The organism is Rhizobium sp. NZLR11, assembly GCF_019685115.1.
Classification (GTDB): domain Bacteria; phylum Pseudomonadota; class Alphaproteobacteria; order Rhizobiales; family Rhizobiaceae; genus Rhizobium.
This window is the reverse complement of sequence record NZ_JABDWD010000003.1, coordinates 14462-38079: the sequence shown is the minus strand read 5'-3', so window position 1 is coordinate 38079 and position 23618 is coordinate 14462. Positions and strand designations below refer to the sequence as shown.

Genomic DNA, 23618 nt, shown 5'->3' with positions numbered 1-23618 from the left:
GCCAGCTGACCATTAGCACGCAGCCCGCTTTGGCGAATCTTTTGAATCGCTTGCCGCCGCTTTTTCGAAAGTTGAGTCCGGCGGCTCAACAGTTGAGTGAACTTCGGGGCGCGACCCCCCTCCGGAAAATCAGTCTTCCATCTGAAATTTCGACGGAATGTGGCATGGCAACAGCACGCTTGCGAGATTCAAAGCGGCCGCGTCACCGCCGTGGAGCAGTCGTAATCGGCGGCGATGCGCTTTTCCCGGAGCGGCCGCACGCGCTCGATCGAGAGCTGGTAATCCGGATGGGCCTTATAGGCGGCAAGGGCCGCCTCGTCGTCGAATTCGCCGTAGACTACGAGATCGATCTCGGTGCCCAATTGATCGGTTTTCACATTGGTGCCGATCTCCAGCAACCGCGCATGAGGAATGCCGGTCAGAACCGAAAGCCCGGCCCTCACCTCCTGCAGATGTTCCTCCTGCACGGTGAAGAAGACGATATGGCGGATCACGCGGAAGCTCCTGTCAAGTTTCAGAGGGTCAGCCGGGCGATAACACGCAAGCCCCAGGCCTTCAACCGCGCGAACATGCCATGCGGGGCATCCGGACGTATCGCCGCAGCGAAGATGATGGCGTAAGCCGCGAGCTTTTCCGCCCGGTCGGTGCCGTTGACGATGCGGCGTGCGTTCACCCAATCCTCCGTCGTCAAGTTCAGGTGATCGGCGAGCTTGTGGCCGGTAAAGCTGCCCTGCAGCATGCCTTCGATCAGGATCGTTACCGCCGCCGCCATCTCCATCGCCCGGTCGGGATCGGCAACGAGGTCGATGCCCGTCAGCGTGCTCATCGCCTCATAGTTCCGCTTGTGGGTGAGTTGCACCAGACCGCGTCCATGCCAGCTGCGACCATCCTCGTCCGGCCGCCAGTACGGGGTTTTCACCCAGGAAAGCTTGCCTGCAGCAAAGGCCGTCTCCAGGATCTCGACCGCGCGTTTATCGCTGTGCGCCAGCGTCTCGCGCACCGGCTGCATCGTATAGGCGGTCTCATGGTAAGCGGTTGCGAGGATATAGGCGAGCCACCGCCGATCGGCATGGGGAAACCGCTCTTCCCAAGCGTCGATAATCGCAGTGATGCCCACTACCTGAGGATGCGTCATCTCTCCCTTGAAGAGTTGGTCCCGCACCGCATCGAAAAAGAAACCCCGGTCCATGTGGACAACCATTCCGCGCTTCCCAAAAATATCGTGGTTAAAACCGTCTTAATCGATTAAAATCTATTTAATCGTTTAAAGTGTTTAAGCCACTGATTTACACGCCTTTTGTCTTGTGCGATGCATCTCTTTGCCCTGAAGCCTTACCACAGAACGAGGAGACTTCCGATGCAGACGCCCGCCACAACGCAAACCACCATTCCCCAGCACGTCGTCGACCAGATGGAAAATGAATGGCGCCAGATTCGCCCTGAACGGGAAAATCCGCGCCCGACCCAGCAGCCTCAACAACAACGCTGATATAAGATCGAGCGCCGCCCAGCGCCCGATCGAGGCCCCGGCCAATCAATCGTGGCCGGGTGAATTCTTTACGGCTGCAATGGAACATCCCAGCCGCTTTGACCGCCCTCATCGCATCACGACTTCGAGCCGTTTCGCCAGCGTCTGCAGCGATCGGGTGAAGACCGTTGTGTCGTCCAGCGCCCGCGACAGCACCAGTGCGCCTTGAATGCCGGCGACGCTCTCCTCGGCCAGCGCCTGCGCCTCCTCCTCTGCACAGCCCGCCCGCATCAACGCCGAACGCAAGGCGTCGATCCAGCGAATGAAATAGCCGCCGATTGCTGGCGAAAATCGTTCCCGGGTCTCATCAAGCGCGAAGGCGCCGACGAGGCAGATGCGCCGGCCGGAGCGAAAATAATCGTTCACATGCGTCCACATCGCCGCGATAGCCTGACGAGCGTCGTCCTTTCTTAACGGCTGATAGATCGCCTGTTCGAACCAGGCATCGACATCGGCGAGCACGGCACCCGCCATCTCCTCCTTGCCACCGGGAAAGAAGTGATAAAGACTGCCCTTGCCGATGCCGATGCGTTCGGTTATGCGGCTGAGCGACGTGGCCTCATAGCCGAGTTCGCGGAAGATTTCCGCCAGCAACGGCACGATGTCGGCGCGTTCGTAGACGGTCTTCACCGGCGGAGTTCCTTGGCCTGGCTTGCGTCAGAGGCCGAGTTCGCTCAGACCGGGATGATCGTCGGGCCGCCGGCCGAGCGGCCAGTGGTACTGTCGTTCCGATTCCCGAATCGGCAGGTCGTTGATGCAGGCGAAGCGGCGCTGCATCAGACCGGCGGCATCGAATTCCCAGTTCTCGTTGCCATAGGAGCGGAACCAGTTGCCGCTGTCGTCGTGCCATTCGTAAGCGAAGCGCACGGCGATGCGATCATCGGTGAAGGCCCAGATCTCCTTGATCAGCCGGTAGTCCAATTCCTTGGCCCATTTGCGGGTGAGAAAGGCGACGATCTCGGCTCGACCGTTGACGAATTCGGCGCGGTTCCGCCAGCAACTGTCCGGCGTATAGACGAGCGAGACGCGCTCCGGATCGCGGCTGTTCCAGCCGTCCTCGGCAAGGCGGACTTTTCGGGTGGCGGTCTCAAGGGTGAAGGCTGGGGCCAGGCTGGACATGGGCGCTCCTGTAGTGAATGGTTATCATTGTACCGATCGGTACAATTGTTGCAAGGCGCCAAGGTAACGTTTTGCCGCAGAGGTCGAGATGCAGCCAAGCGTCCCCCTCACCCGCGGGAACAGCGCAGCAGATCGGCGCTCTCCTTGCTCCATCGCAGCGGCAGAGCATCCGGGCGAAACACGATCTCTTCCGGCGTGAAACGCCACAGCCGTTCCGCCCTTTGAAAGCTGGTGATTTCGGGCGAATCCACCAGCACTTCTGCCGTTCCGGTCATCTGCAGCATGTCGCCGGTTTCAAAATCGATGAAGACCAGACCGGCCTTCGGGTTGACGAGGAAATTGCCGAGGGTGTTGAAGAACCGATTGCCGGCAAAATCGGGAATGGTCAGCACGCCGCCAGCACTGAGACGGACGAAGCCGGCATCGCCGCCGCGATGGGAGACGTCCACCTGCCGCTCGCCATTGTCGCGATCAACATAGGAGGCGACGAAGAAGGTGTCGGCACCCTCGATCATCTGCCGCATGCGATGGTCGAGTTGACCGGAATGCAGCGGCGCCACCGCTGTCGGCCTATCGGGATCGCGGACAAAGACGGAAGAGCGCGGCTGGATATACTGCGGGCAGTTGCCGAAGCTCTGGCCGACACGCACGCGGAAAGCTTCGGCATCCGTTCTGCGGATCACGCCGTTCAGCCGGTTGCGCCGGCGGGTCTCGAGTTGGATGCCGAGCATTGCGATCGCATTGCCGTCCTCCATGCCGGCATCGGCGGGATCGGCCGGGTCGCGCCGCAGGTCGACATCCAGGACCTCCGGATCCGGTGAGGACATGAAGCCCGGTCGCTCAGCCTGCACCGTCGCCCAGACATCGCCTTTGGCATCGACGGCGCCGAGGACGACAAAAGGCAGCATTGGAAAGAAGGCGCGGTGCTGCTCCGGCATTGCCTTGCGGACGAAATTGCGTCCGGGTCCGTCCATGCGTTCGACGACCCCGACGCTACGCTGCATGGCGAGTTCACCTTGATGCCAGGGTGATGTGGCGTCCTGTCTTGTCTGCTCCAGCATTACGGCCTCCTTGCGGGCACCATTTGGGAAACCGGGACGGTGATCCGTCCCGGCGACGTCTCATGCGGCAAGGCCGATCTTCGTCTTGCGAAAGCCGACGAAACCCGGCAACGCCTCGATGCGCGCGAGCCAGGCGCGGACGTTTGGATAAGCCGAGAGATCGACATTGCCCTCCGGCGCATTGGCGATGTAGCTGTAGAGCGCGACGTCGGCGATCACCGGATTGTTGCCGAGTAGGAAATTGCGGTCGGCGAGTTCCGCGTCGATCAGCGCGAGAATGCGGTGCGCCCGGGTGATCACCTCCTCAGTACGGAAATCGGCGCCGAAGACGGTCACCAAGCGAGCAGCGCACACCCCGTAGGCGATTTCGCCTGATGCAACCGACAACCATTTCTGTGTTCGCGCCGCGGCCAATGCCTCTTCCGGCAGCCAGTCGTTACGGCCATATTTGCGCGCGAGATAGACGAGGATGGCAGAGGAATCGGCAATGACCGTGCCATTATCGTCGAGTACCGGCACTTGGCCAAAGGGATTGAGCTTCAGAAACTCCGGCGCTTTGTGGGCGCCTGCCGCCAGGTCGAGCTCGACCAGTTCATAGGGCACGCCCAGCAGAGACAGGAACAGGTGAACCCGGTGCGAATGACCGGATAGCGGATGGTAGTAGAGTTTCATGATGGTTTCCTCTGATCTTTGCGATCGACGGGCCGCGATTGATGATGGCCGCTTCGAACCATCTGCGGCATAATTTATTGCCTTCCATTTGCGTGCAGTAGAGTGCTATTCTGGAAGGTATATTCCCAATTTATGGAAGGATAGGATGGACCGCCTCGACGCCATGACCGTGCTTCTTGCCGTGGTCGAACAGGGCAGCCTGTCGGCCGCCTCCCGGCATCTGCGGTCCCCGCTGGCAACTGTCAGCCGCAAGGTTTCCGAACTGGAAGCACATCTGAACGCCCAGTTGCTGCAGAGAACCAACAGGAAGGTCGCGCTGACGGAGGCAGGCCGCTCCTATGTGGAGGCGGCGCGGGAAATTCTCGATCGGGTGGAAGAGGCGGAACGGGCGGCGGCCGGTGAATACAGCGTACCGAAGGGCGAGTTGACGATGACTGCGCCGATCGTCTTCGGGCGGCTGCATGTCCTGCCTGTGGTGGTGGATTTCCTGAAGGCCTACCCCGATATCAATCTGCGGCTGATGCTTGGCGACCGGCTGTCCAACCTCGTCGAGGATCATATCGATGTGGCGCTCCGTATCGGCAACCTGCCGGACAGCAACATGATCGCCACCAGGCTCGGCGCAATCCGCCGGACGGTCTATGCCAGCCCGGATTATCTGACTCGGCACGTCGCACCTCAGCAGCCAGGCGATCTCACCGCCCATGACTGCGTCACCTTCGAGGCCATGGCCTCGACGCTGAGTTGGACATTCACCGAGGGAAAACGTGACCTCATCGTGCCGATCCGCTCACGGCTTGGCGTCAACGCCGCCGAGGCTGCGGTCGATGCGGCGGTCGCCGGCCTCGGCATCACCCGGGTACTTTCCTACCAGGCCGCAGGCGCTGAGATGGCCGGTCAACTCACGCCGCTGCTTGTCGATTTCGAACCGCCGCCGGCACCGGTGCATCTCGTCTATCCCCAGCAGGGATTGGTGCCGCTGAAATTGCGGGCGCTCATCAATTTCGCCACGCCGCGCCTGCGCGCGACGCTGAACAGATCTCAGGCGAGTTTGCCCTCTTCCGCCTTGTAGAAATACTGGCTGGCGACCAGCCAGCCCTTCAGCGGCCGCAGCGGCGGTATGCAGGTGGCGAGCATGAAGGGGCCGGTGACCAGAAGCTGCACCCAGATCGGCGCCGTGAAAGCGACCTCCAGCCAGACGCCGAGCAGCACGCTCGGTATGCAGGCAAAGCAGATGACGAAAAAAGCCGGACCATCAGCCGGATCGGCGAAGGAATAATCGAGGCCGCAGGCCTCGCATTCCGGCTGCAAGGTCAGGAAGCCCTTGAACATATGGCCCTGGCCGCAGCGCGGGCAGCGTCCCCTGATGCCGGTCTGCAGCGGAGGAAGCGGGGGGTATTCGGTCTCCATGATGATATCGCCTTTTCTGCGCGGAACATCGAGTCAATCAATGCTCAGCAATGTATGCATTCAATATAACTACATCATCTCGACATTACCAGTCAATTCGTCAGAATGCCGCACAGTCCCGCCGGCTGGCGGCAGCTGACGGCTAATGCGCGTCGCATTGGACTAGATTCATGCGATGCGCATTAGCTCTTGTTTTTATGCATGTCCTTATCCCGGAACCGCTGCACACTTCCGGGCGACATGCATTAGGCTTCATCTTGGGTGAATCATGGCGCGGCCGATTACCCCGACCGCTTCCGGCTTTCGGATGCGTCGACGGCGTCAGCCACGAGGCTTGAACGTCAGAAGAACGAAGCCGCCATTTCCGGCGGGCCCTCAAGCGCATGGGCCATGAACTCCAGCGCGCCCTGCAGCTTCTCCCGGGTGATCGGCCCGCCAAGGCAGACACGCACGGCCTCGGGTGCCGTCCCCTCGACTGTGAAGACATCGCTTGCCGCGACGCCGATGCCGGAGGAGCGGGTGTGGCTGCCGAAGGTGGAGCGGGTCCAGCCGTTGGAGAGCGGCAGCCAGATATTGAAACTGATCGGATCGGCGCGGTAGCTGTCGGCCGGCAGGATGGCAGCGACCATCTGCTGGCGGGCGGCGGCCTCGGCGCGGATGAAACGCAGGATCGTATCGGCGGTGCCGTCCTCGATCCAACGGGTGGCGAGCGCCACGGTCAGCGGCGAGGCCATGACATTGTTGGCGCGCATGGCGCTGACGAAGGGCCAAACGGCCTTGCTATCCGGCGCCACGACATAGGCAAGGCGCAGACCCGCGCCGATGCATTTCGCCAGTCCGCCGATATGCCAGGTGAGATCGGGGGCTATTGCCGCGAGGGGCGCCGGGCCTTGCAGCGGAATGAAGCCGTAGGCATCGTCTTCGACGATCGGCACGTGGTATTTGCGGGCAACAGCTGAGATTTCCTCACGGCGCTTGGCCGGGATCGTCAGCGTCGTCGGGTTCTGCAGCGTCGGATTGAGATAGAGTGCCTTCGGCTTCAATCTCTCGCAGGCCTCGGCAAAAGCGTCCGGCAGGATACCGTCCTCGTCCATCGGCAGACCGGTCAGATTGAGCCGCAGCTGGGCAGCGATCGATCGCATGCCAGGATAGGTGATGATTTCCGAAAGCACGGTTTCACCCGGCTTTGCCAGCAGGCCGAAGATCGCCAGCAGGGCCGGATGGGCGCCAGGGGTGACGAATATCCGCTCCTGCGAGGGCACCAGCCCGCGACGGCTGAGCCAGGCGGCGGCGGCATCCTTGTCCATGCCGGAGCCGCCAAAACCCTGATAGCGCAGAAGCGGAATGAGGTTGGCGGCCACCGCCGACATGCCCTCGCGCATGCGGGCGAGCAGTTCCGGATCGTTCGGTTCCGGCGGCATGTTCATCGAGAAATCGACGACGGATGCGCGGCGCGGATCGGGGGCGGCGCCGGGCGCGAAACCTTGGCGCTCCTTATCGGCGCCACCGGTGACGAAGGTGCCGCGGCCGACATGCGAATCGACAAGCCCGCGCTTCTGCGCCTCGACATAACCTCTCGCCACCGTCGTGAAATCGACATTCAGCCGCTTGGCGAGTTCGCGTTGCGGCGGCAGCCGGTCGCCGGCCACCAGATGGCCGCTGCGCAGATCCATTTCGATCACATCGGCGATCGCCATATAACGAGGGCTGCTGCTGCGGCTGAGATCGGGATGCCAGTCTTTCATGTCGTAAATCCGTGTCAGCCTGATTCCTGATAGGATTGACCGTATATTGTTGCACGGTGACGCTGTCATCAAAAATATCGCGTCCACAAGTTTGGTTGTGCCGAACCTTGGCACGGAACGGCCATTTACAACGTATTTGATCGCGCATTGAATGCATCCCCTGGGTTTCCCCGATTTGGAAATTCCATCCGCTGCAGCCTTGCCGCCACCCGTCCGTCTTCTTACTTATTCAGGGTGAAATGCGCCGGCTTTCATCCTTTCGGGCCGGTGCCTCATCGGGATGAAAGCATGAATATTGATCCGATTTTGCGGTCAGTCGTGGCCGTTCGTTCTTCCATTCCGGAAGATGCCTTCACAGCGGAGACGCTGGGCATTGTCCGGGAGGGCAGCGGCGTGGTCATTCGCGACAATGGGCTGGTGCTGACCATCGGCTATCTCATCACCGAGGCCGAAGAGGTCTGGCTGACCACCCATGACGGGCGCGTCGTTCCCGCGCATGCACTCGCCTATGATCAGGAAAGCGGCTTCGGCCTGGTGCAGGCGCTTGGGCCCCTTGATGCGCCGGCCGTGGATCTCGGCGACGCGGCAAGCGCCAAGGCCGGCGATCCTGTCGTGCTTGCCGATGGCATCGGAGAATTCGTCGAGGCAAACATCGTCGCCCGGCAGGAATTCGCCGGCTACTGGGAATATCTGCTGGACGAAGCGATTTTCACGGCGCCGGCCCATCCCTCATGGGGCGGTGCGGCGCTGATCGGTTCGGACGGCAAGCTTCTCGGCATCGGTTCCCTTCGCCTGCAGATGAGCCAGGGCGACGAGGTCGCCGATATCAACATGGTCGTGCCGATCGACCTTTTGCCGCCGATCCTCGACGATCTGTTGAACCGCGGCCGGGTCAACAAGCCGCCGCGGCCCTGGCTCGGCGCATTCTCCGCCGAGAGCAATGGCGGCGTGGTGGTGATGAGCGTTGCCGAAGACGGTCCGGCCGCAAAGGCCGGCCTGCGACAGGGCGACATCATCTCGGAGATCCGCGACGAAGAGGTCGATGGTCTGGCCGACTTCTATCGCAAGGTTTGGAGCAGCGGCCCGGCCGGCGCTGAGATTCCGATCCGGATACTCAGGAACGGCCGCGAAGCCTGGCTGCGCATCAAATCCGCCGACCGCAACAGCTTTCTCAAGAAGCCGCAGCTGCAGTAAGGTCGGCCGGCAGCGTGAAATCTGCCGGGGACTGCACACCGCCAACCGCGCTTTCTGCCTGCACCATCTAACGGCGGAGATCTCCGGCGATCCAGCCGATCGCGGCCTTCACCCGTCGCGGCACGAATTGCCGCGACGGGTGAACCGCATGGATCGGCAGGCTATACTTTTCCCAATCGGCGAGCACCTCAGTCAGCCGCCCAGCGGCGATGTCTTCCTCTACCAGGACCAGCGGTGCATAGACGATGCCGGCGTCCTCCACCGCGGCAACACGCATGGCTTCGCCATTGTCGATACCGATATTGCTGTTGATCTTTGCCGCCAGCGCCCGTCCATCTTTATCTTCGAAGTGCCATTGATCGCGCGGGACGAGATTGAGGCTTAGGATGCAGCGGTGCTGTTGCAAGTGCTCGGGATGGGTCGGCACGCCGTTCTTGGTGAGATAACCGGGAGACGCGCAGCAGACGAAGCGATAGGTGCCGATCCTTCTTGCGATCAAGGAAGATGGCCGCAGATGCGCCACCCGAACGGCAAGGTCATAGCCTTCCGCGATCAGATCGACGTTTCGGTCCGTAAGATTAAGCTCCAGGCTGACAGCGGGATGCTGATTGGCAAAGCGAGCAATGGACGATGCCAGCCGCTTGACGCCCAGAGTCGTCGGGCCGCTGATGCGGAGGTGGCCGGATATTTCGTGGTTGGCTGGACCGGCGAGGTCGTTCAACTGCTCCAGCTCATCGATGACCCTGCTTGCTCTCTCCAGGAATCTGAGGCCGATCTCGGTGAGCCTCTGGGTTCGCGTGGTGCGCTCGATCAGCTTGACACCATAATCTGTTTCCAAAGCCTGAATGCGCCGGCCCACCATGGCGGGCGATAGGTTCAGCCTGGCGGCAGCTTTGGCGAAACTACCGGCCGTCGCGACGGCTACAAAAGTCTTCAAATTGGCGAGATCGGTCATTCGATACTTTTATGCAATTATGTACAGACATTCAATGCTATTCATGATGGGATCGCGGTCGGCTATATCCAAGTCATTCAACTCGATGAAGGAACCGACCATATGAAAACCGCTATTATCGGAACTGGAAACATGGGTGCCGGCTTGGCGCGTCGCCTGGCAGGCAAGCGCGAGCTCATCCTCGCATCGCGGAATGAGGCCGCGGCAAAGTCGCTTGCCGAGGAGATCGGCGCTACGAGCGCACCGATCTCCTCGGCCGTGGCCGAAGCCGATATTCTTGTACTCGCGCTGCCTTATGCTTCGGCGCTCGAATTTGCCGGAACCGCAGCATTGCAAGGCAAAATCGTCGTCGACATGACCAATCCGCTAAAGCCCGATTTCTCCGGCCTGCTGTTTGGTCACGATACGTCGGCAGCCGAGGAAATCCAGCACAGGGCGACAGGCGCCAAGGTCGTGAAGGCCTTCAATACCATCTTTGCCGAACTGTTTGCGGCTTCCCCAAAGCACACCTCCACCATACCGGTGTTCCTGGCCGGGGACGATGACGCTGTCGACACGTCCGCAGCGCTGGTGAAGGACGCCGACTTTGCTGTCGAGAAAACTGGCTCGCTCGATGCCGCTCGCCTGCTCGAACCCTTGGGAATGCTTAATATCCGCCTGGGTTACGGCCTGGGTCGCGGTACGGGTATTGCCCCGAAATGGGCTGCCGTCGACGGCTGAGATCACGACTGGTCTCGCCCATGCGGGGCCAGTCATTCCTATCGCCTGATTGGACAGCTGACCGACTTCCGCCGCTGCCTGCCAAGCCGTGACGACCAAAGCCGGCCGTTAATTTGAGACGGCGGTTGAAAGATGGTGGCGTCGTGCCATCTTGAGGATGAAAATCCCTCTGGAACGAGCGGTGATAGGAGTTTTGCGGTCCATGTTCGATCATGTTTCCATTGGCGTAAAAGACCTCGACAAATCCCGCCGTTTCTATGATGCGGCACTGGCGCCGCTCGGATATGAGCGCCTATCCAATTCCGACAAGATGATCGGCTACGGCCCGGAACAGGTCGGGCTCTGGGTGATGCAGGTCGAGCAACCGGTTGTTGCCGATATGCGATCCGGGCTGCATTTCTGCTTCGTCGCGCCGAATGAGGCGGCGGTCGATGCCTTTTACGCGGCCGCAGTCGCATCCGGCGGCACCGACAATGGCGAACCGGGTATCCGGCCGGATTATGGACGCTTTTATTACGCCGCGTTCATCATCGACCCGGATGGCTACCGCCTCGAAGCCTATTTCCACAAAGGCGAGCTATAATAGGGATCAGCATTTTATTTTTACGCAATTCCGGACGGAAAACCGCTTCGCACTTTTCCTGGAATTGCTTATTATTTCTACGCAATTCCGGACGGAAAACCGCTTCGCACTTTTCCTGGAATTGCTTAGGCCGCCGCTCTCATGATCGAGACGCGGCAGCCGGAGGCTATGAGCGCCTCGCCGGCGACGTCGAGGAACAGGCGGCGGAACCAGCGCGCCCGGCCGTCGGCTTGGTCGACCCGGCGGTAGAGCATGGTCACCGGATCGGCCGGCAGCGAAAGCGGCGGCGCTGAGATGGTCAGCCCATGCAGTTGCGCCATGCAGCGACCGATCGATTCCGGCACGATGGCGATGGCGGGCATCGCCCGCAACGCCGTCGGCAGGGCGGAAAAGCGCGGCACCGTCGCCACCACACGCCTGACATGGCCGGTGCGGCTCAGTGCGGTGTCGATGCTGGTCGAGGCATTGCCTTCGAACGAGACGGTGAGATGGGCGACAGTGGCGAAATCCTCAAGGCTCAGCGGCGCCTTCAGCCGGAGTTGAGCGTCATCGTAAATGCAGATCGAGGCCTGGTCGAACAGCGGCGCGCGGATGTGCCAGGAGGCCGGTTCGTCATGCACGGAAACGCTGAAGTCGAAGACCCCCTCGTCCAACCGGCGGGCGGCATCGCGCTTTTCGGACGCGATGCCGATCAGCCGGGCGCCCGGCGAAAGCTGGAGAAGACGGGCGGCAAGCGGGCCGAAGAAAGCTGATTCGAGATTGTCGCACATGCCGATGCGGAACTCGCCCTGCCAGCTTGCCGGATCAAACTCGGCCTGCGGGCGGATGGCGCGTTCGATGCCCGATAGCGCATCCTCGATCGCCGGGGCAATGGAAAGGGCGCGCGGCGTCGGCTGCAGACCGCGGCCGACACGCACGAAGAGTTCGTCATCCAGCGCCTCGCGCAGGCGCCGCAAAGCGGCCGACAGGCCTGGCTGGCCGAGCAGCAGGCGCTCGGCGGCGCGGCTGACATTGCGCTCCTGCATCAGCACCGAAAAGGCCAGCAAAAGGTTCAGATCGATTTTTCGAAGCGTAGCATCATTCATCATCGTGAGTAATACCTGGCATGGCTACTATCAATTTGCAATAGGTTAGGAAGCTGTACATTTTCTCGTTCCCTGCCGTCCGCGCAACCTCCCTCGACGAGGCGGCAGCAAAGAAGGAACGATTTCGATGACACTTTCCAAATCGAAAGGCGGAGCGGGGCTGGCACTGCTGCTGCTCTGTGCCGCCAACTTTCTCGACGCCATGGACGTCTCCACCATCGGTGTCGCGCTGCCCGCCATCCAGGCCGAACTCGGCATGGAGGCGACATCGCTGCAATGGGCCGTCAGCGCGTATGTGCTCGGCTATGGCGGCTTTCTACTGCTCGGCGGCCGGGTTGCCGACGTCTTCGGCCACCGCCGCGTCTTCCTGTGGTCGCTGGCGATTTTTGCCGCCGCCAGCATCGCCGGCGGCTTTGTCGACAGCGGGCCGACGCTGATTGGTGCCCGATTGATCAAGGGCATTGCCGCCGCCTTCACCGCGCCTGCCGCCCTTGCGCTGCTGCTCTCCGTCTTCGGCGAGGGGAAGGCGCGGGCAAAAGCGCTTGGGGTCTTCGCCTCCACCGGCGCCACCGGCTTCGTGCTCGGCATGGTCCTCGGCGGTGCGGCGACGATCTTCAGTTGGCGGGCGACGCTCGTCATGGGCGCGCCGGTTGCCATCCTGACGCTCTTTCTTGCGCCGTTGGCGCTGCCGGCCGACCCGAAAAGAACGGGACCGCGGCCCGCCTTCGACTGGGCCGGCGCGCTGACGATCACCCCCGGCCTGTTGCTCTTCGTCTTCGGCATCACCAATGCCGCTGCCGCCGGCTGGCAGGCTTTTGCGACCTGGGGTTCGCTCGTCGCGTCGCTGGCGCTGATCCTGCTCTTCCTGCTGGTCGAAGCGCGCCATGCCGATCCGATGGTGCCGCTTGGCATGTTCCGCCGGGCGAAACTCCGGCATGCCAATGCGATCGCCGCCCTCTTCCAGGGTTCCTATGTCGGCTTCCAGTTTCTGGCGACGCTCTATTACCAGAACGTCATCGGCTGGTCGGCCTTCACCACCGGCTTCTGCTTTGCGCTTGGCGGCGTCTTCGTGATGTTCCTGGCGCCACGTTTTGCGACACTCGCGCAAAATCGCGGCGCCACCGGCCTGATGGCGGCGGGTGTCGGCCTGCAGGCCTTCAGCTATATTTTCTGGGTAACCGCACTCGGACATGTCGACCCGATCCTGCTTGTGCTGTTCTCACAAATCCCGCTCGGCCTCGGTTACGCCCTGACCTACCCTTCAGTGCAGGTCGCAGCCCTTTCCGACGTGGAGGATGACAAATCGGGGCTTGCCTCCGGACTGCTCTTCGCTTCTTTCCAGATCGGCGGCGGCATCGTGCTCGCAGCCGCCTCGGCAGTGTTCGGCGCCGCACCGCATTTCGGCTGGGATCCTTATGTCGCCGGCATCGCCTTCGTCGCGCTGCTCGCGGTCGCGATTACCCTGCTTGCAGCCGCCGGTCCGCGGACATCGGCCGCCCGGACGTCGGCCTATCAGGCGGCGGAATGACCGTTGCGCCCGCACCCTGATCGGTGCGGGCTCTTCATAAGACAAAGCGAATATTAGCAGCAGAATCCCGTTGCCTTGCTCCGGCGAAAGGCGCATGGTCTCGCCTTCGGCAGCCATTGTACGGGCGCTGCCGACTGAGGGTTTTCATACCCTCGCCCCGATGAAAGGAGGACCTATGTCTTCCACTTCCGAAAAGTCACATCTGACCTCGTCCGATCTCGACATGCTTCAGGGCGTGCTCGACGACGCCGGTTATGACGCCAGAATCCTGATCGAGGACCAACGGGTCTTCAACGTCGCCGCCGTGCTTTTGATCAGATTGTTCGAGGAGGGTGTCACCTCGCCGGCCATGCTCTCACGGGCGCTCGAATACCATTTCGGCAAGCCGAAGGCACCGCCGAAACCGGTCGTCCCGGTCTGTAACCGATATGCGATACAGGGATTGCCCCGCGAAAAACGTGCCGCCGTCTAATGCCCCGCGCGTCTTTCAGACGCTCCAAGGACGCTCTCACTTTGAAACTGCGCATAACCGAGCTACCCGGCTCCGAAGGATTATTGTGCGAAAAACCCTGTTGCTCTGTATCTGCGTTGCAGCGGCCGGTTATTTTGGATGAGTGCAGTTCGGGGCTTACCAACAACGACAGCATGCCGAGGAACTTGCAGAGATTGACAGGGAGCGCCGGGTGGCGCTCCTCGAAGCGGACGGTTGCCAGGCGCGGCTGGACCTGCTTTTGTCGATGACCGACCGCCTGCTCAAGGCCGGCGGCATGCAAGTACCTGTCGATATCGGGCGGGATAGAGGCCTTTGCCTGGCCTGTGGCATCATGTCGGCATCAGGCCGAGCGGAAATGGAAAGAACCAAGCTGATCCGCCTGTTTCCCATCAATGATTAAGCCCTGTGGAAATATGGCTTTCTTGCGGCAATGGCCTTAATGGCACCGTAATTTCAGTGTAAGAAGATGGCTCGCTGATTTGGCCGATGTGGCATTTGCGGTGACCGGATTCCGGCCCCGCCATTTTCCTGATCGCGAAGCATGGTGACGTCCCGTCTCAACGTCGGGTTTGGCTTTTGGTGACCTCTCAGGTCATCCGCCTCCAGACTTCGATGCGGTTTCAGCAGGCATCATTTTATTCAATTCCTGCGGCCCGGCGTTGTCGGGTCGCCCTCATGACGACCCCGCGATCTCCGGTCGCGACCGACAAGTGGGCGAACACCGCGCAGGCTGCGGCTTTCAGTTTTCGATCAAACGGGAGATTTATCCATGGCAAAAGGACAGGTAAGAAGCAATCGTGAGGTCCGGAAGCCGAAGAAGGACAAGCAGGCGGCTAAGACGGAAAGCACATTCGCCAACCAGATGAAGACGGCGACCACGACCGCCCCGCAGGGCAGTGCTCCAAAGAAATAGACGCTCTCATCGAGCCCCCACGCACATACAGCGGAAATCAGGATCGATTTGCGCACAAAATCATGTGTGATTTGAAGGTGATGGCGCGTTCTATCGGCCGCGCCGCGCGCCGGCGTGACATTATCGCCATTGACATGTTTTCAGAAAAACGGGAAGTGCTGCAGCCATGACCTCTTTTCATACAATGTACCGTTTCGACTATCCGCTCTTTCTCATTCGCTCGGCTGTGGTGATCGCACTCGGCCTTTCGAGTATCGCGGCCTTTCATGGCGCTATTCTGTGATCGAATCCGCGCGCCGCAACGAGAGCGAGGAAATGCAAGTGGCCCCTTTGGCCGAACCCGCCGCAACCTTGGAACCCTCCGCGGGCCACAACGAGCTTTTTGCTGAAAAGCGCTGGTTGAAGATTCTTGCCGGATATCGCCAGCCGAGAGCCGGACGTAGCGCTTTCGAGCTTGCCGTCACCGTCGTCCCCTTCGCGCTGTTTTGGGCTGCCGCATGGGCCTCGGTTCATTACAGCTTCTGGCCCGGCCTGATCCTGGTCGTTCCCGCCGCCGCTTTTCTGCTGCGGCTGTTCATGATCCAGCATGATTGCGGCCATGGCTCGTTTTTCGCGCGCCGCGGCGTCGACGACTGGGTTGGGCGCACGATCGGCGTCCTGACGCTGACGCCTTACGACTATTGGCGCCGGGCGCATGCGGAACACCACGCCTCGGCCGGGAACCTGGACGAGCGCGGCGTCGGCGACATCGAAACGCTGACGATCGCCGAATACAATGCGCTGTCGCGCTGGGGCCGTCTTGGCTATCGGCTTTACCGGCACCCGATCGTGATGTTCGGGATCGGGCCGGCATGGCTGTTCCTCATCAAGCAGCGCCTGCCTTTCGGCATGATGCGCTCCGGCGCTCTGCCCTGGGTCTCGACCATGGCGACCAATCTTGCCATCGCACTGGTCGCAGCGCTGCTGATCTGGGCCGTCGGGATCGTCCCCTTCCTCCTGGTGCATCTGCCGACCGTCCTTCTGGCCGGTGCTGCCGGTGTCTGGCTGTTCTACGTCCAGCATCAATTCGAGGAAACCCATTGGTCGAAGGATCCGGACTGGCAGTTCCAGCATGCCGCCCTCCACGGCGCCTCGCATTACGACCTGCCGCCGGTGCTGCGCTGGATTACCGGCAATATCGGCATCCACCACGTGCATCATCTGTCGAGCCGGGTGCCCTATTACCGGCTGCCGGAGGTGCTGCGAGACCATCCTGAGCTTGCCGACCTCGGCCGGATCACGCTCATGGAAAGCCTGCGTTGCGTCAAGCTTGTGCTGTGGGACGAACAGACCAAACGGCTGGTGTCGTTTCGCGATGCGGCGCGGCTCGCAGCCGCGCGGTAATCAGAGGCCTTAAAGCGCGTTGCATCAAATTTGATTGATGCGATGCGCTTGATCCTTTGTTTTAGGCAGGTCGTTATTCCGGTACTGCTGCACACTTCCTGATGACATGCATTAGCGATAGCCGGTCACGTCCGCCGGCTTGCCCGGCTCCTGCACTTCCACCATGTAGCGCCAGCAATCCGGCCGCGAGCCGTCGATGTCATCGAAGCCGTAGACCTTGGCCAGTCCACCGCTCGACAGCGACTGGCCGTTCCAGCGGGCGCGGTCGGGATCGGCGGCGATGGCCGCCACCGCGCGGCCGACGAAGCGCGGGGTTTCGGAAATGGCGAAATGCGGCTGCGTCTTCGTCGCCTCGCGCCAGTTCTCCTCTCGAACACCAAAAGCATCCAGCATCATTTCGGAGCGCAGCCAGCCAGGCGTGATTGAAACCGCAGTGGCGCCGCGTTTTGCCAAATCCTGAGAATGCGCCCAGGCCATGCGGGTGACACCCGTTTTGACGAGGTCATAGAAGGGCGACAGCCGGTAATGGCTGGCGTTGTATTCGGCCGTGCCGTCGGTCATCTCCACCAGCAGTCCACCCGGCCGTTCGATCATCAGCGGCAGGGCGTAGTGGGCGGTGATCAGATGTGTTTCGATGCCGAGCCGCAGCATGCGCAGGCCGTTGTCCAGCGAATGCTCCCAGACCGCCTTGTCCCATTCGAACAGCTTCTCGCCGCCCCAGATGTCGTTGACGAGAATATCGAGCTTGCCGGTCTCCGCCCGGATGCGGGCCACCAGCGCCTCGACCTCAGCCACAACGAGATGGTCGACCTGCACGGCAATGCCCCTGCCGCCCGCAGCCGTTACCAGTTCGGCCGTCTCCTCGATCGTCTCCGGTCGCGCATATTCGGATTGCCGGGCACGCGTCGTGCGTCCTGTTACGTAGACGGTGGCGCCGACAGCACCGAGTTCCACCGCGATGCCGCGGCCGGCGCCGCGCGTTGCGCCTGCCACCAAAGCCACTTTCTCCCGCAAGTTCGCTGTCACTTCTCCATCCTCCACGCTAGAACTCAAAAAAAGCCGATTGTATATAAACGAACGTTCGTTCATAAATAGAGCGAATGCAAGAGGAATTTCATGCCGCGCCGCCGCACGCTTTCCGATGAACAGCTTCTCGCCATGGTGCTGGCGCTGATCCATGCCGAGGGGCCGGATGCGGCAACTTTTGCTGCAGTGGCCAAAGCCAGCGGCCTTTCCGGCTCGACGCTGGTGCAGCGGTTTGCGACTAAGGCGGCGATGCTGCGTGCAGCGCTGCTATACGCCTGGGACGGGCTGGATGCGGAAACGACGCGGCTTGCCGAGAGCGTGCCGAAAACCCCGGAAGGCGCGATCGCCCTACTTGTCGGCCTGTCGCTGGATTACGGCGACAATGCCGCCGCCTATGGCGAGGGACTGCTGGTGCTTCGTGAAGACTTTCGTGATCCGGTGCTGCGCGCCCGCGGGGCCACCTGGGGAAAAGCGCTGACGGTGGCGGTCGCTCGCTGTTTCGGATCGGCAACCGCGCCGGAGACGATCGCCCGGCTGATGCTGTCGCAATGGCAGGGCTCGCTCACTTGGTGGGGTTTTGGCGCAGACGGGCCGGTGGACGCTTATGTGGAGAGAGAACTGCGGCGTTTCCTCGCGGCGGTAGCCCGCATCTAGAGCATGATGCCGAAAAGTGTGAGCGGTTTTCTTATGACATCATGCTCTAACTCTTTAATTGAGAACAGGATTCAGATTTTAGGCGGGCCTAAAATCATCCTGCTCTAGCTAGGCTTCTTCTTCCTCATCCTTCTCTTCGCCCACGGTCAGCGGCCAGTCGACGACGTAGTCTTCGAGATCGTCGATATCGATCTCATTTTCGTTGATCGTGCGGCCTCGGGCGGAAATGCCGGCGGCATGAACGGTTTCCGGATCGCCGGAGACGAGCGGATGCCACCAGTAGAGGTCGCGGCCTTCGTTGACCAGCCGGTACCCGCAGGTAGGCGGCAGCCAGGCGATATCGGGCACATTCTCCTTGGTCAGCTGCACGCAATCCGGCACGAAATCCCAGCGGTTCTCGTAGCTGGAGCAGCGACAGCTTTGGCCGTCGAGCAGCTTGCAGCTGACCGAGGTGAAATAGATATCGCCGCTATCCCATTCCTCGATCTTGTTGAGACAACAAAGGCCGCAGCCGTCGCAGAGACTTTCCCATTCGGCGACGGTCATTTCGGCCAGTGTCTTGCTCTTCCAGAAGGGCAGATCGTTCATCGTTCGTTTCTTGCAACAGCGGCCCGCAAATTCACGTGACCCCCATCTATCTCTCTTGTTATCAGGCGCAAAATCAATCAATTCTTCAGCATGCTCCTGGTACCGGAGAACTTTCTTCTGGTATCGGAGAGCATTGCGGCCATATGGCGGCCTCGCGCTTTCGTCGCTTTCCGACGGTCGGATATGAGCGAAGCGCGATCAGGCGGGAATACAGGACGTGCAGGATCCGGACAACCCCGAAAAGGGGCCTGAAAATGAACCAGAAAAAGCGGCGGACAAGCGGCCGACGAAGAGCCGTCACATTCTGCTGCGCATCGATTCGTGGATCGATTCGACCGTCTGGAACGCAGGCTTCCGTGCCGCCGAGATCTGGGAAGACATCACCATCTTCTTCCGCCGCTTCCGCGTGCGCGGCTGGAAGCGCATGGTATTCGAACTTGCCGGCGAAGGGCTGACGCTCGGGGCCGCCGGCTCGGTGCTGATGCTGCTGCTTGCCCAGCCCGCCTTCGAGGCGACCAAGGAGGACTGGCGTAACCGCGGCGATTTCGCCGTCACCTTCACCGACCGCTACGGCTACGTCATCGGCCATCGCGGCGTCATCCATCAAAATTCCGTGCCGATCGATGAACTGCCCGATTCCCTGATCAAGTCCGTGCTCGCCACCGAAGATCGGCGCTTCTTCGACCATTTCGGCATCGACGCCATCGGCCTCTTCCGCGCTATGGTCACCAACGCCCAGGCCGGCGAAGTCGTGCAGGGTGGCTCGACGCTGACCCAGCAGTTGGCCAAGAACCTGTTCCTCTCCAACGAACGCTCGATCGACCGCAAGGTCACCGAGGCATTCCTGGCACTTTGGCTCGAGGCAAACCTTTCCAAGAAGGAAATCCTCTCCACCTATCTCGACCGGGCCTATATGGGCGGCGGCACGTTTGGCGCAGCCGCGGCGGCACAGTTCTATTTCGGCAAGAATATCACCGATGTAAACCTCGCCGAATCCGCCATGCTCGCCGGCCTGTTCAAGGCGCCCGCGAAATACGCCCCGCATGTCAACCTGCCGGCAGCGCGTGCGCGCGCCAACGAGGTGCTGACCAATCTCGTGCAGAGCGGGCTGATGACCGAGGGCCAGGTGATTGCCGCCCGGCGCAACCCGGCCACCGTCGTCGACCGCAACGAGGTGGAATCGCCCGACTTCTTCCTAGACTGGGCCTTCGACGAGGTGCAGCGGCTTTCGCCGCGTTTCCACCAGCATTCGCTGATCGTGCGCACGACGATCGACATGGGCATCCAGCAGGCGGCTGAGGATTCAGTCGAAACGTCGCTGCGGGAATATGGCGAGGCCTATCACGCCAAGCAGGGCGCCATGGTGATGATCGAGAATGGCGGCGCCGTGCGCGCCATGGTCGGCGGCCGCGATTACGGCGAGAGCCAGTTCAACCGCGCCACCAGGGCGCTGCGCCAGCCGGGCTCCTCTTTCAAGGTCTATACCTATTCGGTGGCGATGGAGAGCGGGATGACGCCGCAAACGACCATCGTCGACGCGCCGATCTCCTGGGGCAATTGGAGCCCGCATAATTATGCCAACCACTATGCCGGCCGCATAACGCTCGAGACCGCGATCGCCCAGTCGATCAACACCGTGCCGGTGCGGCTCGCCAAGGAAAAACTCGGCATTCAGCCGATCCGGGCGATGGCGAAAAACCTCGGCGTCGAGACGCCGATCCGCGACGACGTCACCATTCCGATCGGCACATCCGAGGTGACGGTGCTCGATCAGGCGACGGCCTATGCCACCTTCCCGGCCGGCGGCTACCAGTCGCGTCGCCACGGCATAACCCAGGTCCTCGATTATGACGGCGACGTGCTCTACGATTTCGACCGTGACGAGCCGGCAGCCAAACGTGTGTTGTCCGAAAAGGCCGACGCCTACATGAACCAGATGCTGTCGCGCGTTCCCTATGTCGGCACGGCGCGCAAGGCAGCCCTCGACAATGGCATTCTGACAGCCGGCAAGACCGGCACGACCCAGGCCTATCGCGACGCCTGGTTCGTCGGGTTCACCGGCAACTATACCTGCGCCGTCTGGTTCGGCAATGACGACTACACCTCGACCAACAACATGACCGGCGGCTCGCTGCCGGCGATGACCTTCAAGCGCGCCATGGACTACGCCCATCAGGGTGTGACGCTGCGGGCCATACCTGGGGTCGAAAATCCCCTGCCCTCGGAAAAGGATCTCGCCAAGACCGCCGCCGCCAAGCCGCAGGATGGATTGCCGCAGCTCATCCGGCCGCGCATGCTCTCGGTTCAGTCGACGAATATCTTGAAAGATCTCGGCAAAAAGCTGAAGGATGCCGTTCCGCTTGCGCCGCAGAAAGTCGCGAGTGTGGAATAGATTCTGGGTGGATGCGGCGCTTTTGTTCGTGTCGGCACAATGCCAAGGAGATCGGCGAGGCGGGCCCCTCCTCCGCCTGCCGGGACCTTCTCCCCGCAAACGGGGCGAACGGAGATAGCCTCGCCCTCCCCGTTTCTCGCCTGCCTCTCGCATGGCACGTCCCCTCGCCCCGTTTACGCTAGGGCATATACACATCTCCCAAGGCCCACCCGTCGGGGTTAGGGTGAGGGGCAGCTTTCGACGTTAACCGGACTGATCGGCATCCATGTCGTCTCGTGGCATTCCACCCCGCCAGAATCAGTGGTAACCCTTTCATCTGATATGGTTTCCAAGGTCATGACGTGTTTCGGTTTCCCCTCTTCATCCTGGTCACGCTGATCGTCGCCTTCGGCGGCGGGATCATGATTTCGCTTTATGCGCTGGATGCCACACAGGGTTTCGGGGCGATCAAGCTCGGCGCCTGGGAGGCTTTTCCGGCGTTGCAGACGGTCGAGGCCGATCCTTATGCCAAGTCGCACCGCGCGCGCGCCGGCAAACTGCTTTATGGCAGCGCCGAAGGCCTGACCTTTACGGCGAGCGTCGACGATGATGGCGCGCGGCTGAATGCCGGTTGCCGCTACCGCATCAGCGGGCAGACGCCGCCTGCCCGGCTCTGGACCCTGTTTACCGCCGACAATGGCGGCAATCCGGCGGCGGTGACGACCGGACATCCGGCAGCGCTCAATTCCTGGACGGTGCTGCGCCAGCCGGACAGCAGCTTCTCGATCGAAATCTCAGCCGTCGCGCAGCCGGGCAACTGGCTGGCCTTGCCAGAGGCCGGCACCTTCCGGCTTGTGCTGACGCTGTTCGACACGCCGACCGCCGGCAGTTCCGGGGTGATCGACCTTGCCATGCCGAAGCTCACCAAGACCGGATGCGGCAATGCTTAGGATATTCTTCGCCATCCTGACCGGCCTTTTCGGCGCCGCGCTGCTGCACCTCGTCATCATCCTTTCGCTGCCGCATTTCACCGGCAAGGATGCGGCGACCCGTGTAGAGGCGGAGGGTGACCTGAATAATTTCACCCTGCTCGGCGGCCGATATGACGAGGCAGGCCTTGCCAATGGCGACCCCTTCGTGCGCACCGCCGTCTGCTCCTTCGACGTCGAAGATGCGCCGGTGCATTTCACTGCCAAGGGCAATGTGCCCTTCTGGTCGATCGCGATCTACGACAGCGCCTCCAACGAGGTCTTCAGCATGAACGACAGGACCTCTGTCGGCGGCGCGCTCGATGTGCTGGCAGGCGGTCCGATCCAGCTGACCGACCTGCGCAAGAACCTGCCGCAGGAATTGCAGCAGGCGATTCTGGTGGAGATGGCCCGACCGGACGGCTACGCCGTGCTGCGGACGCTGGCGCCGCAGGCAAGTTTCGATGAGGCAGCGCGGAACTTCCTGACGGAAGCCGGCTGCGAGCAATTCATCGCCCGCTAAGGTTGAGCAGGCGTCACTTCGTGTTGACGCGCGGCGCGGGCGCCGGCACGCGCCTGGGGCTCTCGGCCAGCCGCTCGTAGCGGACGCCGGTGAACCATAGGATCTTGGCTTCGCGGGGTTGTTTGTCCGGGCGACGCGGCGCCCGCGGCTGCCAATCCGCCAATGCGACTACTATTGCCATTCTCGTCTCCATGCACTGCCCGAGACGGATGAACTTGCGATGGATTTCACCCTGCCCGCCAATGTGCGAGCCAGCGCGTCCTGCAGTGCCGGAGTGACCGGACCGAGGGCATTCGCGCCTTTCCCACGGCACCTGATTGAAATACCGTGATCAGGACTTTCAACGATCCAAACACTCAAATCGCGTCGTTCCTAGCCGAATTGAGACAGATGTCAGTTAACAGCTTACTAATGTTCGGTGGACGCCAAACACAGTTCACGTTACTTCCTCTCTAACGCGCGAAGAGATGATTTGGTTTCACCCGCCCACGCAGAGACACGGCTTGGCATCGATGTATAAAATTAGAAACAATTCATATGGTTGGCATGAACACCGGCAGGTTACTCGGCCGGAAATGCATACTGTTGCAAAAATACTTCATGAAAATATTTAATTGCGACCGATTCGGATGCGCGTATGGTTCAATCGTCGATCACACGTTTCCGGGCACCGGTCGATCGCGGATATTGCGCGCTCTTGCCGGAATGCGGAGGGCCGGCGATGTCTTTGCTGGTGAATTCATCTTTCTCGCCTGAGGATCTCGACGTGTTGCGCGGTGCACTCGATGCCTGGTGCGCGGAACGGCGCATCGACGTCAAGAGCGTCGAGGCGCAGTTTGCGGCATCCGCAGCCCTCGACCTTTATCAGGCCGGTCACGACAGCCGCGAAACCCTGCTGCACGCGCTACGCGATCGCAGGGCCGCCTGAACTTTCCCCCCGTCACCAGCGATGAGCAATCGCTGCAACGCCTTTTCAAATCGGCATTGTTGGACTGCCGGCCGATGATGTCGCGACACGTCACGCGTGTATAATTCCGTCAAATTTTAATAAAATCTTCAGCATGCATTAACCGTACCGGTGTAGGATTTGTTCATAACC

General features: G+C 61.3%; 28 protein-coding genes. 15 read left to right on the top strand and 13 right to left on the bottom strand.

The features are described 5' to 3' along the window. Positions 1-188: 188 nt before the first annotated feature. Together HJB83_RS06485 and HJB83_RS06480 are read right to left on the bottom strand one after the other, a co-directional pair. Positions 189-494, bottom strand: coding sequence for a Dabb family protein (locus HJB83_RS06485; RefSeq protein WP_221131459.1), 306 nt, complete (start codon positions 492-494; stop codon positions 189-191). Between the two features lie 20 nt (positions 495-514). Further along, positions 515-1201 carry a hypothetical protein gene (locus HJB83_RS06480; protein ID WP_207583543.1) on the bottom strand — a complete coding sequence of 229 codons (687 nt, stop codon included), beginning with the start codon at positions 1199-1201 and terminating at the stop codon, positions 515-517. A gap of 156 nt (positions 1202-1357) precedes the next feature. Here HJB83_RS06480 and HJB83_RS34005 point away from each other — a divergent pair, with 156 nt between their 5' ends. Next, the gene (locus HJB83_RS34005; RefSeq protein ID WP_259669581.1) at positions 1358-1489 is read left to right on the top strand and encodes a hypothetical protein; all 132 of its coding nucleotides are present in this window, start codon (positions 1358-1360) and stop codon (positions 1487-1489) included. A gap of 108 nt (positions 1490-1597) precedes the next feature. Here the strand turns inward: HJB83_RS34005 and HJB83_RS06475 are convergent, their stop codons facing one another. From HJB83_RS06475 to HJB83_RS06460, 4 genes are all read right to left on the bottom strand, one after another. Next, positions 1598-2158, bottom strand: coding sequence for a TetR/AcrR family transcriptional regulator (locus HJB83_RS06475; protein ID WP_207583542.1), 561 nt, complete (start codon positions 2156-2158; stop codon positions 1598-1600). 27 nt (positions 2159-2185) lie between these two features. Continuing rightward, positions 2186-2647: a nuclear transport factor 2 family protein gene (locus tag HJB83_RS06470; protein WP_207583541.1), complete on the bottom strand. Its 462-nt coding sequence runs from the start codon at positions 2645-2647 to the stop codon at positions 2186-2188. 107 nt (positions 2648-2754) lie between these two features. Continuing rightward, entirely contained in the window at positions 2755-3708 is a 954-nt protein-coding gene (locus tag HJB83_RS06465; RefSeq protein ID WP_221159545.1) for a pyridoxamine 5'-phosphate oxidase family protein, read from the bottom strand. Between the two features lie 60 nt (positions 3709-3768). Further along, positions 3769-4380: a glutathione S-transferase family protein gene (locus HJB83_RS06460; protein ID WP_221131457.1), complete on the bottom strand. Its 612-nt coding sequence runs from the start codon at positions 4378-4380 to the stop codon at positions 3769-3771. A gap of 145 nt (positions 4381-4525) precedes the next feature. Here HJB83_RS06460 and HJB83_RS06455 point away from each other — a divergent pair, with 145 nt between their 5' ends. After that, entirely contained in the window at positions 4526-5452 is a 927-nt protein-coding gene (locus HJB83_RS06455; protein WP_221131456.1) for a LysR family transcriptional regulator, read from the top strand. On the opposite strand, the gene HJB83_RS06450 is transcribed toward HJB83_RS06455, so the two are convergent. After that, entirely contained in the window at positions 5422-5790 is a 369-nt protein-coding gene (locus HJB83_RS06450) for a DUF983 domain-containing protein (protein ID WP_003587713.1), read from the bottom strand. The genes HJB83_RS06455 and HJB83_RS06450 overlap by 31 nt on opposite strands. A 341-nt stretch (positions 5791-6131) precedes the next feature. Beyond that, the gene (locus HJB83_RS06445) at positions 6132-7535 is read right to left on the bottom strand and encodes a PLP-dependent aminotransferase family protein (protein ID WP_207583537.1); all 1404 of its coding nucleotides are present in this window, start codon (positions 7533-7535) and stop codon (positions 6132-6134) included. Between the two features lie 288 nt (positions 7536-7823). Between HJB83_RS06445 and HJB83_RS06440 the strand changes: the two genes are divergently transcribed. After that, on the top strand, positions 7824-8729 hold the full coding sequence (locus HJB83_RS06440; RefSeq protein WP_207583536.1) for a S1C family serine protease: 906 nt from the start codon (positions 7824-7826) through the stop codon (positions 8727-8729). Between the two features lie 67 nt (positions 8730-8796). Here the strand turns inward: HJB83_RS06440 and HJB83_RS06435 are convergent, their stop codons facing one another. Continuing rightward, positions 8797-9684, bottom strand: coding sequence for a LysR family transcriptional regulator (locus HJB83_RS06435; protein WP_221131455.1), 888 nt, complete (start codon positions 9682-9684; stop codon positions 8797-8799). 102 nt (positions 9685-9786) lie between these two features. On the opposite strand from HJB83_RS06435, the gene HJB83_RS06430 reads away from it, so the two are divergent. After that, on the top strand, positions 9787-10404 hold the full coding sequence (locus HJB83_RS06430; protein WP_221131454.1) for an NADPH-dependent F420 reductase: 618 nt from the start codon (positions 9787-9789) through the stop codon (positions 10402-10404). A gap of 202 nt (positions 10405-10606) precedes the next feature. After that, positions 10607-10987: a VOC family protein gene (locus tag HJB83_RS06425; protein WP_221131453.1), complete on the top strand. Its 381-nt coding sequence runs from the start codon at positions 10607-10609 to the stop codon at positions 10985-10987. A gap of 125 nt (positions 10988-11112) precedes the next feature. Here the strand turns inward: HJB83_RS06425 and HJB83_RS06420 are convergent, their stop codons facing one another. After that, positions 11113-12075 (bottom strand): LysR family transcriptional regulator, encoded by a 963-nt coding sequence (locus tag HJB83_RS06420; RefSeq protein WP_221131452.1) that lies wholly within the window; start codon positions 12073-12075, stop codon positions 11113-11115. Positions 12076-12199: 124 nt separating this feature from the next. Here HJB83_RS06420 and HJB83_RS06415 point away from each other — a divergent pair, with 124 nt between their 5' ends. The 5 genes from HJB83_RS06415 to HJB83_RS06395 all read left to right on the top strand — a co-directional run bounded on the left by HJB83_RS06415 (position 12200) and on the right by HJB83_RS06395 (position 16389). Next, positions 12200-13600: an MFS transporter gene (locus HJB83_RS06415; RefSeq protein WP_207583527.1), complete on the top strand. Its 1401-nt coding sequence runs from the start codon at positions 12200-12202 to the stop codon at positions 13598-13600. Positions 13601-13694: 94 nt separating this feature from the next. Beyond that, entirely contained in the window at positions 13695-14072 is a 378-nt protein-coding gene (locus tag HJB83_RS06410; RefSeq protein ID WP_221131451.1) for a hypothetical protein, read from the top strand. A gap of 142 nt (positions 14073-14214) precedes the next feature. After that, complete coding sequence (locus tag HJB83_RS34000) at positions 14215-14493, top strand: hypothetical protein (RefSeq protein WP_311044274.1); 279 nt, start codon at positions 14215-14217, stop codon at positions 14491-14493. A 369-nt stretch (positions 14494-14862) separates the two neighbouring features. Then, positions 14863-15006 carry a hypothetical protein gene (locus tag HJB83_RS06400; RefSeq protein WP_204330206.1) on the top strand — a complete coding sequence of 48 codons (144 nt, stop codon included), beginning with the start codon at positions 14863-14865 and terminating at the stop codon, positions 15004-15006. A 315-nt stretch (positions 15007-15321) separates the two neighbouring features. Beyond that, the gene (locus HJB83_RS06395) at positions 15322-16389 is read left to right on the top strand and encodes a fatty acid desaturase (protein WP_246762734.1); all 1068 of its coding nucleotides are present in this window, start codon (positions 15322-15324) and stop codon (positions 16387-16389) included. Between the two features lie 111 nt (positions 16390-16500). On the opposite strand, the gene HJB83_RS06390 is transcribed toward HJB83_RS06395, so the two are convergent. Beyond that, the gene (locus HJB83_RS06390; RefSeq protein ID WP_207583524.1) at positions 16501-17415 is read right to left on the bottom strand and encodes an SDR family oxidoreductase; all 915 of its coding nucleotides are present in this window, start codon (positions 17413-17415) and stop codon (positions 16501-16503) included. A 90-nt stretch (positions 17416-17505) separates the two neighbouring features. On the opposite strand from HJB83_RS06390, the gene HJB83_RS06385 reads away from it, so the two are divergent. Continuing rightward, positions 17506-18069: a TetR family transcriptional regulator gene (locus HJB83_RS06385; protein ID WP_221115333.1), complete on the top strand. Its 564-nt coding sequence runs from the start codon at positions 17506-17508 to the stop codon at positions 18067-18069. Positions 18070-18177: 108 nt separating this feature from the next. Here HJB83_RS06385 and HJB83_RS06380 read toward each other — a convergent pair whose 3' ends face one another. Beyond that, a complete protein-coding gene (locus HJB83_RS06380) occupies positions 18178-18657 on the bottom strand; it encodes a YcgN family cysteine cluster protein (RefSeq protein ID WP_207583522.1) in 480 nt (159 codons plus the stop codon). Positions 18658-18874: 217 nt separating this feature from the next. Between HJB83_RS06380 and HJB83_RS06375 the strand changes: the two genes are divergently transcribed. From HJB83_RS06375 to HJB83_RS06365, 3 genes are all read left to right on the top strand, one after another. Next, positions 18875-21049, top strand: coding sequence for a transglycosylase domain-containing protein (locus HJB83_RS06375; RefSeq protein ID WP_207583521.1), 2175 nt, complete (start codon positions 18875-18877; stop codon positions 21047-21049). A 341-nt stretch (positions 21050-21390) separates the two neighbouring features. Then, positions 21391-21978 (top strand): DUF1214 domain-containing protein, encoded by a 588-nt coding sequence (locus tag HJB83_RS06370; RefSeq protein ID WP_207583520.1) that lies wholly within the window; start codon positions 21391-21393, stop codon positions 21976-21978. Further along, positions 21971-22519 carry a DUF1254 domain-containing protein gene (locus tag HJB83_RS06365; RefSeq protein ID WP_207583519.1) on the top strand — a complete coding sequence of 183 codons (549 nt, stop codon included), beginning with the start codon at positions 21971-21973 and terminating at the stop codon, positions 22517-22519. Before HJB83_RS06370 ends, HJB83_RS06365 begins: the two co-directional genes overlap by 8 nt. Positions 22520-22532: 13 nt before the next feature. Here HJB83_RS06365 and HJB83_RS06360 read toward each other — a convergent pair whose 3' ends face one another. Further along, on the bottom strand, positions 22533-22700 hold the full coding sequence (locus HJB83_RS06360) for a hypothetical protein (RefSeq protein ID WP_207583518.1): 168 nt from the start codon (positions 22698-22700) through the stop codon (positions 22533-22535). A gap of 540 nt (positions 22701-23240) precedes the next feature. Between HJB83_RS06360 and HJB83_RS06355 the strand changes: the two genes are divergently transcribed. After that, positions 23241-23447: a hypothetical protein gene (locus HJB83_RS06355; RefSeq protein ID WP_207583517.1), complete on the top strand. Its 207-nt coding sequence runs from the start codon at positions 23241-23243 to the stop codon at positions 23445-23447. The last annotated feature ends 171 nt before the right edge of the window (positions 23448-23618 follow it).

What these genes read in the sequence shown, in the direction of transcription:
- HJB83_RS06480 (WP_207583543.1), bottom strand. Translation starts at nt 1,201, where the DNA reads ATGGTTGTCCACATGGACCGGGGTTTCTTTTTCGATGCGGTGCGGGAC.
- HJB83_RS34005 (WP_259669581.1), top strand. Translation starts at nt 1,358, where the DNA reads ATGCAGACGCCCGCCACAACGCAAACCACCATTCCCCAGCACGTCGTC.
- HJB83_RS06470 (WP_207583541.1), bottom strand. Translation starts at nt 2,647, where the DNA reads ATGTCCAGCCTGGCCCCAGCCTTCACCCTTGAGACCGCCACCCGAAAA.
- HJB83_RS06465 (WP_221159545.1), bottom strand. Translation starts at nt 3,708, where the DNA reads ATGCTGGAGCAGACAAGACAGGACGCCACATCACCCTGGCATCAAGGT.
- HJB83_RS06460 (WP_221131457.1), bottom strand. Translation starts at nt 4,380, where the DNA reads ATGAAACTCTACTACCATCCGCTATCCGGTCATTCGCACCGGGTTCAC.
- HJB83_RS06455 (WP_221131456.1), top strand. Translation starts at nt 4,526, where the DNA reads ATGGACCGCCTCGACGCCATGACCGTGCTTCTTGCCGTGGTCGAACAG.
- HJB83_RS06450 (WP_003587713.1), bottom strand. Translation starts at nt 5,790, where the DNA reads ATGGAGACCGAATACCCCCCGCTTCCTCCGCTGCAGACCGGCATCAGG.
- HJB83_RS06445 (WP_207583537.1), bottom strand. Translation starts at nt 7,535, where the DNA reads ATGAAAGACTGGCATCCCGATCTCAGCCGCAGCAGCAGCCCTCGTTAT.
- HJB83_RS06440 (WP_207583536.1), top strand. Translation starts at nt 7,824, where the DNA reads ATGAATATTGATCCGATTTTGCGGTCAGTCGTGGCCGTTCGTTCTTCC.
- HJB83_RS06435 (WP_221131455.1), bottom strand. Translation starts at nt 9,684, where the DNA reads ATGACCGATCTCGCCAATTTGAAGACTTTTGTAGCCGTCGCGACGGCC.
- HJB83_RS06430 (WP_221131454.1), top strand. Translation starts at nt 9,787, where the DNA reads ATGAAAACCGCTATTATCGGAACTGGAAACATGGGTGCCGGCTTGGCG.
- HJB83_RS06425 (WP_221131453.1), top strand. Translation starts at nt 10,607, where the DNA reads ATGTTCGATCATGTTTCCATTGGCGTAAAAGACCTCGACAAATCCCGC.
- HJB83_RS06420 (WP_221131452.1), bottom strand. Translation starts at nt 12,075, where the DNA reads ATGATGAATGATGCTACGCTTCGAAAAATCGATCTGAACCTTTTGCTG.
- HJB83_RS06415 (WP_207583527.1), top strand. Translation starts at nt 12,200, where the DNA reads ATGACACTTTCCAAATCGAAAGGCGGAGCGGGGCTGGCACTGCTGCTG.
- HJB83_RS06410 (WP_221131451.1), top strand. Translation starts at nt 13,695, where the DNA reads ATGGTCTCGCCTTCGGCAGCCATTGTACGGGCGCTGCCGACTGAGGGT.
- HJB83_RS06400 (WP_204330206.1), top strand. Translation starts at nt 14,863, where the DNA reads ATGGCAAAAGGACAGGTAAGAAGCAATCGTGAGGTCCGGAAGCCGAAG.
- HJB83_RS06395 (WP_246762734.1), top strand. Translation starts at nt 15,322, where the DNA reads ATGCAAGTGGCCCCTTTGGCCGAACCCGCCGCAACCTTGGAACCCTCC.
- HJB83_RS06385 (WP_221115333.1), top strand. Translation starts at nt 17,506, where the DNA reads ATGCCGCGCCGCCGCACGCTTTCCGATGAACAGCTTCTCGCCATGGTG.
- HJB83_RS06380 (WP_207583522.1), bottom strand. Translation starts at nt 18,657, where the DNA reads ATGAACGATCTGCCCTTCTGGAAGAGCAAGACACTGGCCGAAATGACC.
- HJB83_RS06365 (WP_207583519.1), top strand. Translation starts at nt 21,971, where the DNA reads ATGCTTAGGATATTCTTCGCCATCCTGACCGGCCTTTTCGGCGCCGCG.
- HJB83_RS06360 (WP_207583518.1), bottom strand. Translation starts at nt 22,700, where the DNA reads ATGGCAATAGTAGTCGCATTGGCGGATTGGCAGCCGCGGGCGCCGCGT.
- HJB83_RS06355 (WP_207583517.1), top strand. Translation starts at nt 23,241, where the DNA reads ATGTCTTTGCTGGTGAATTCATCTTTCTCGCCTGAGGATCTCGACGTG.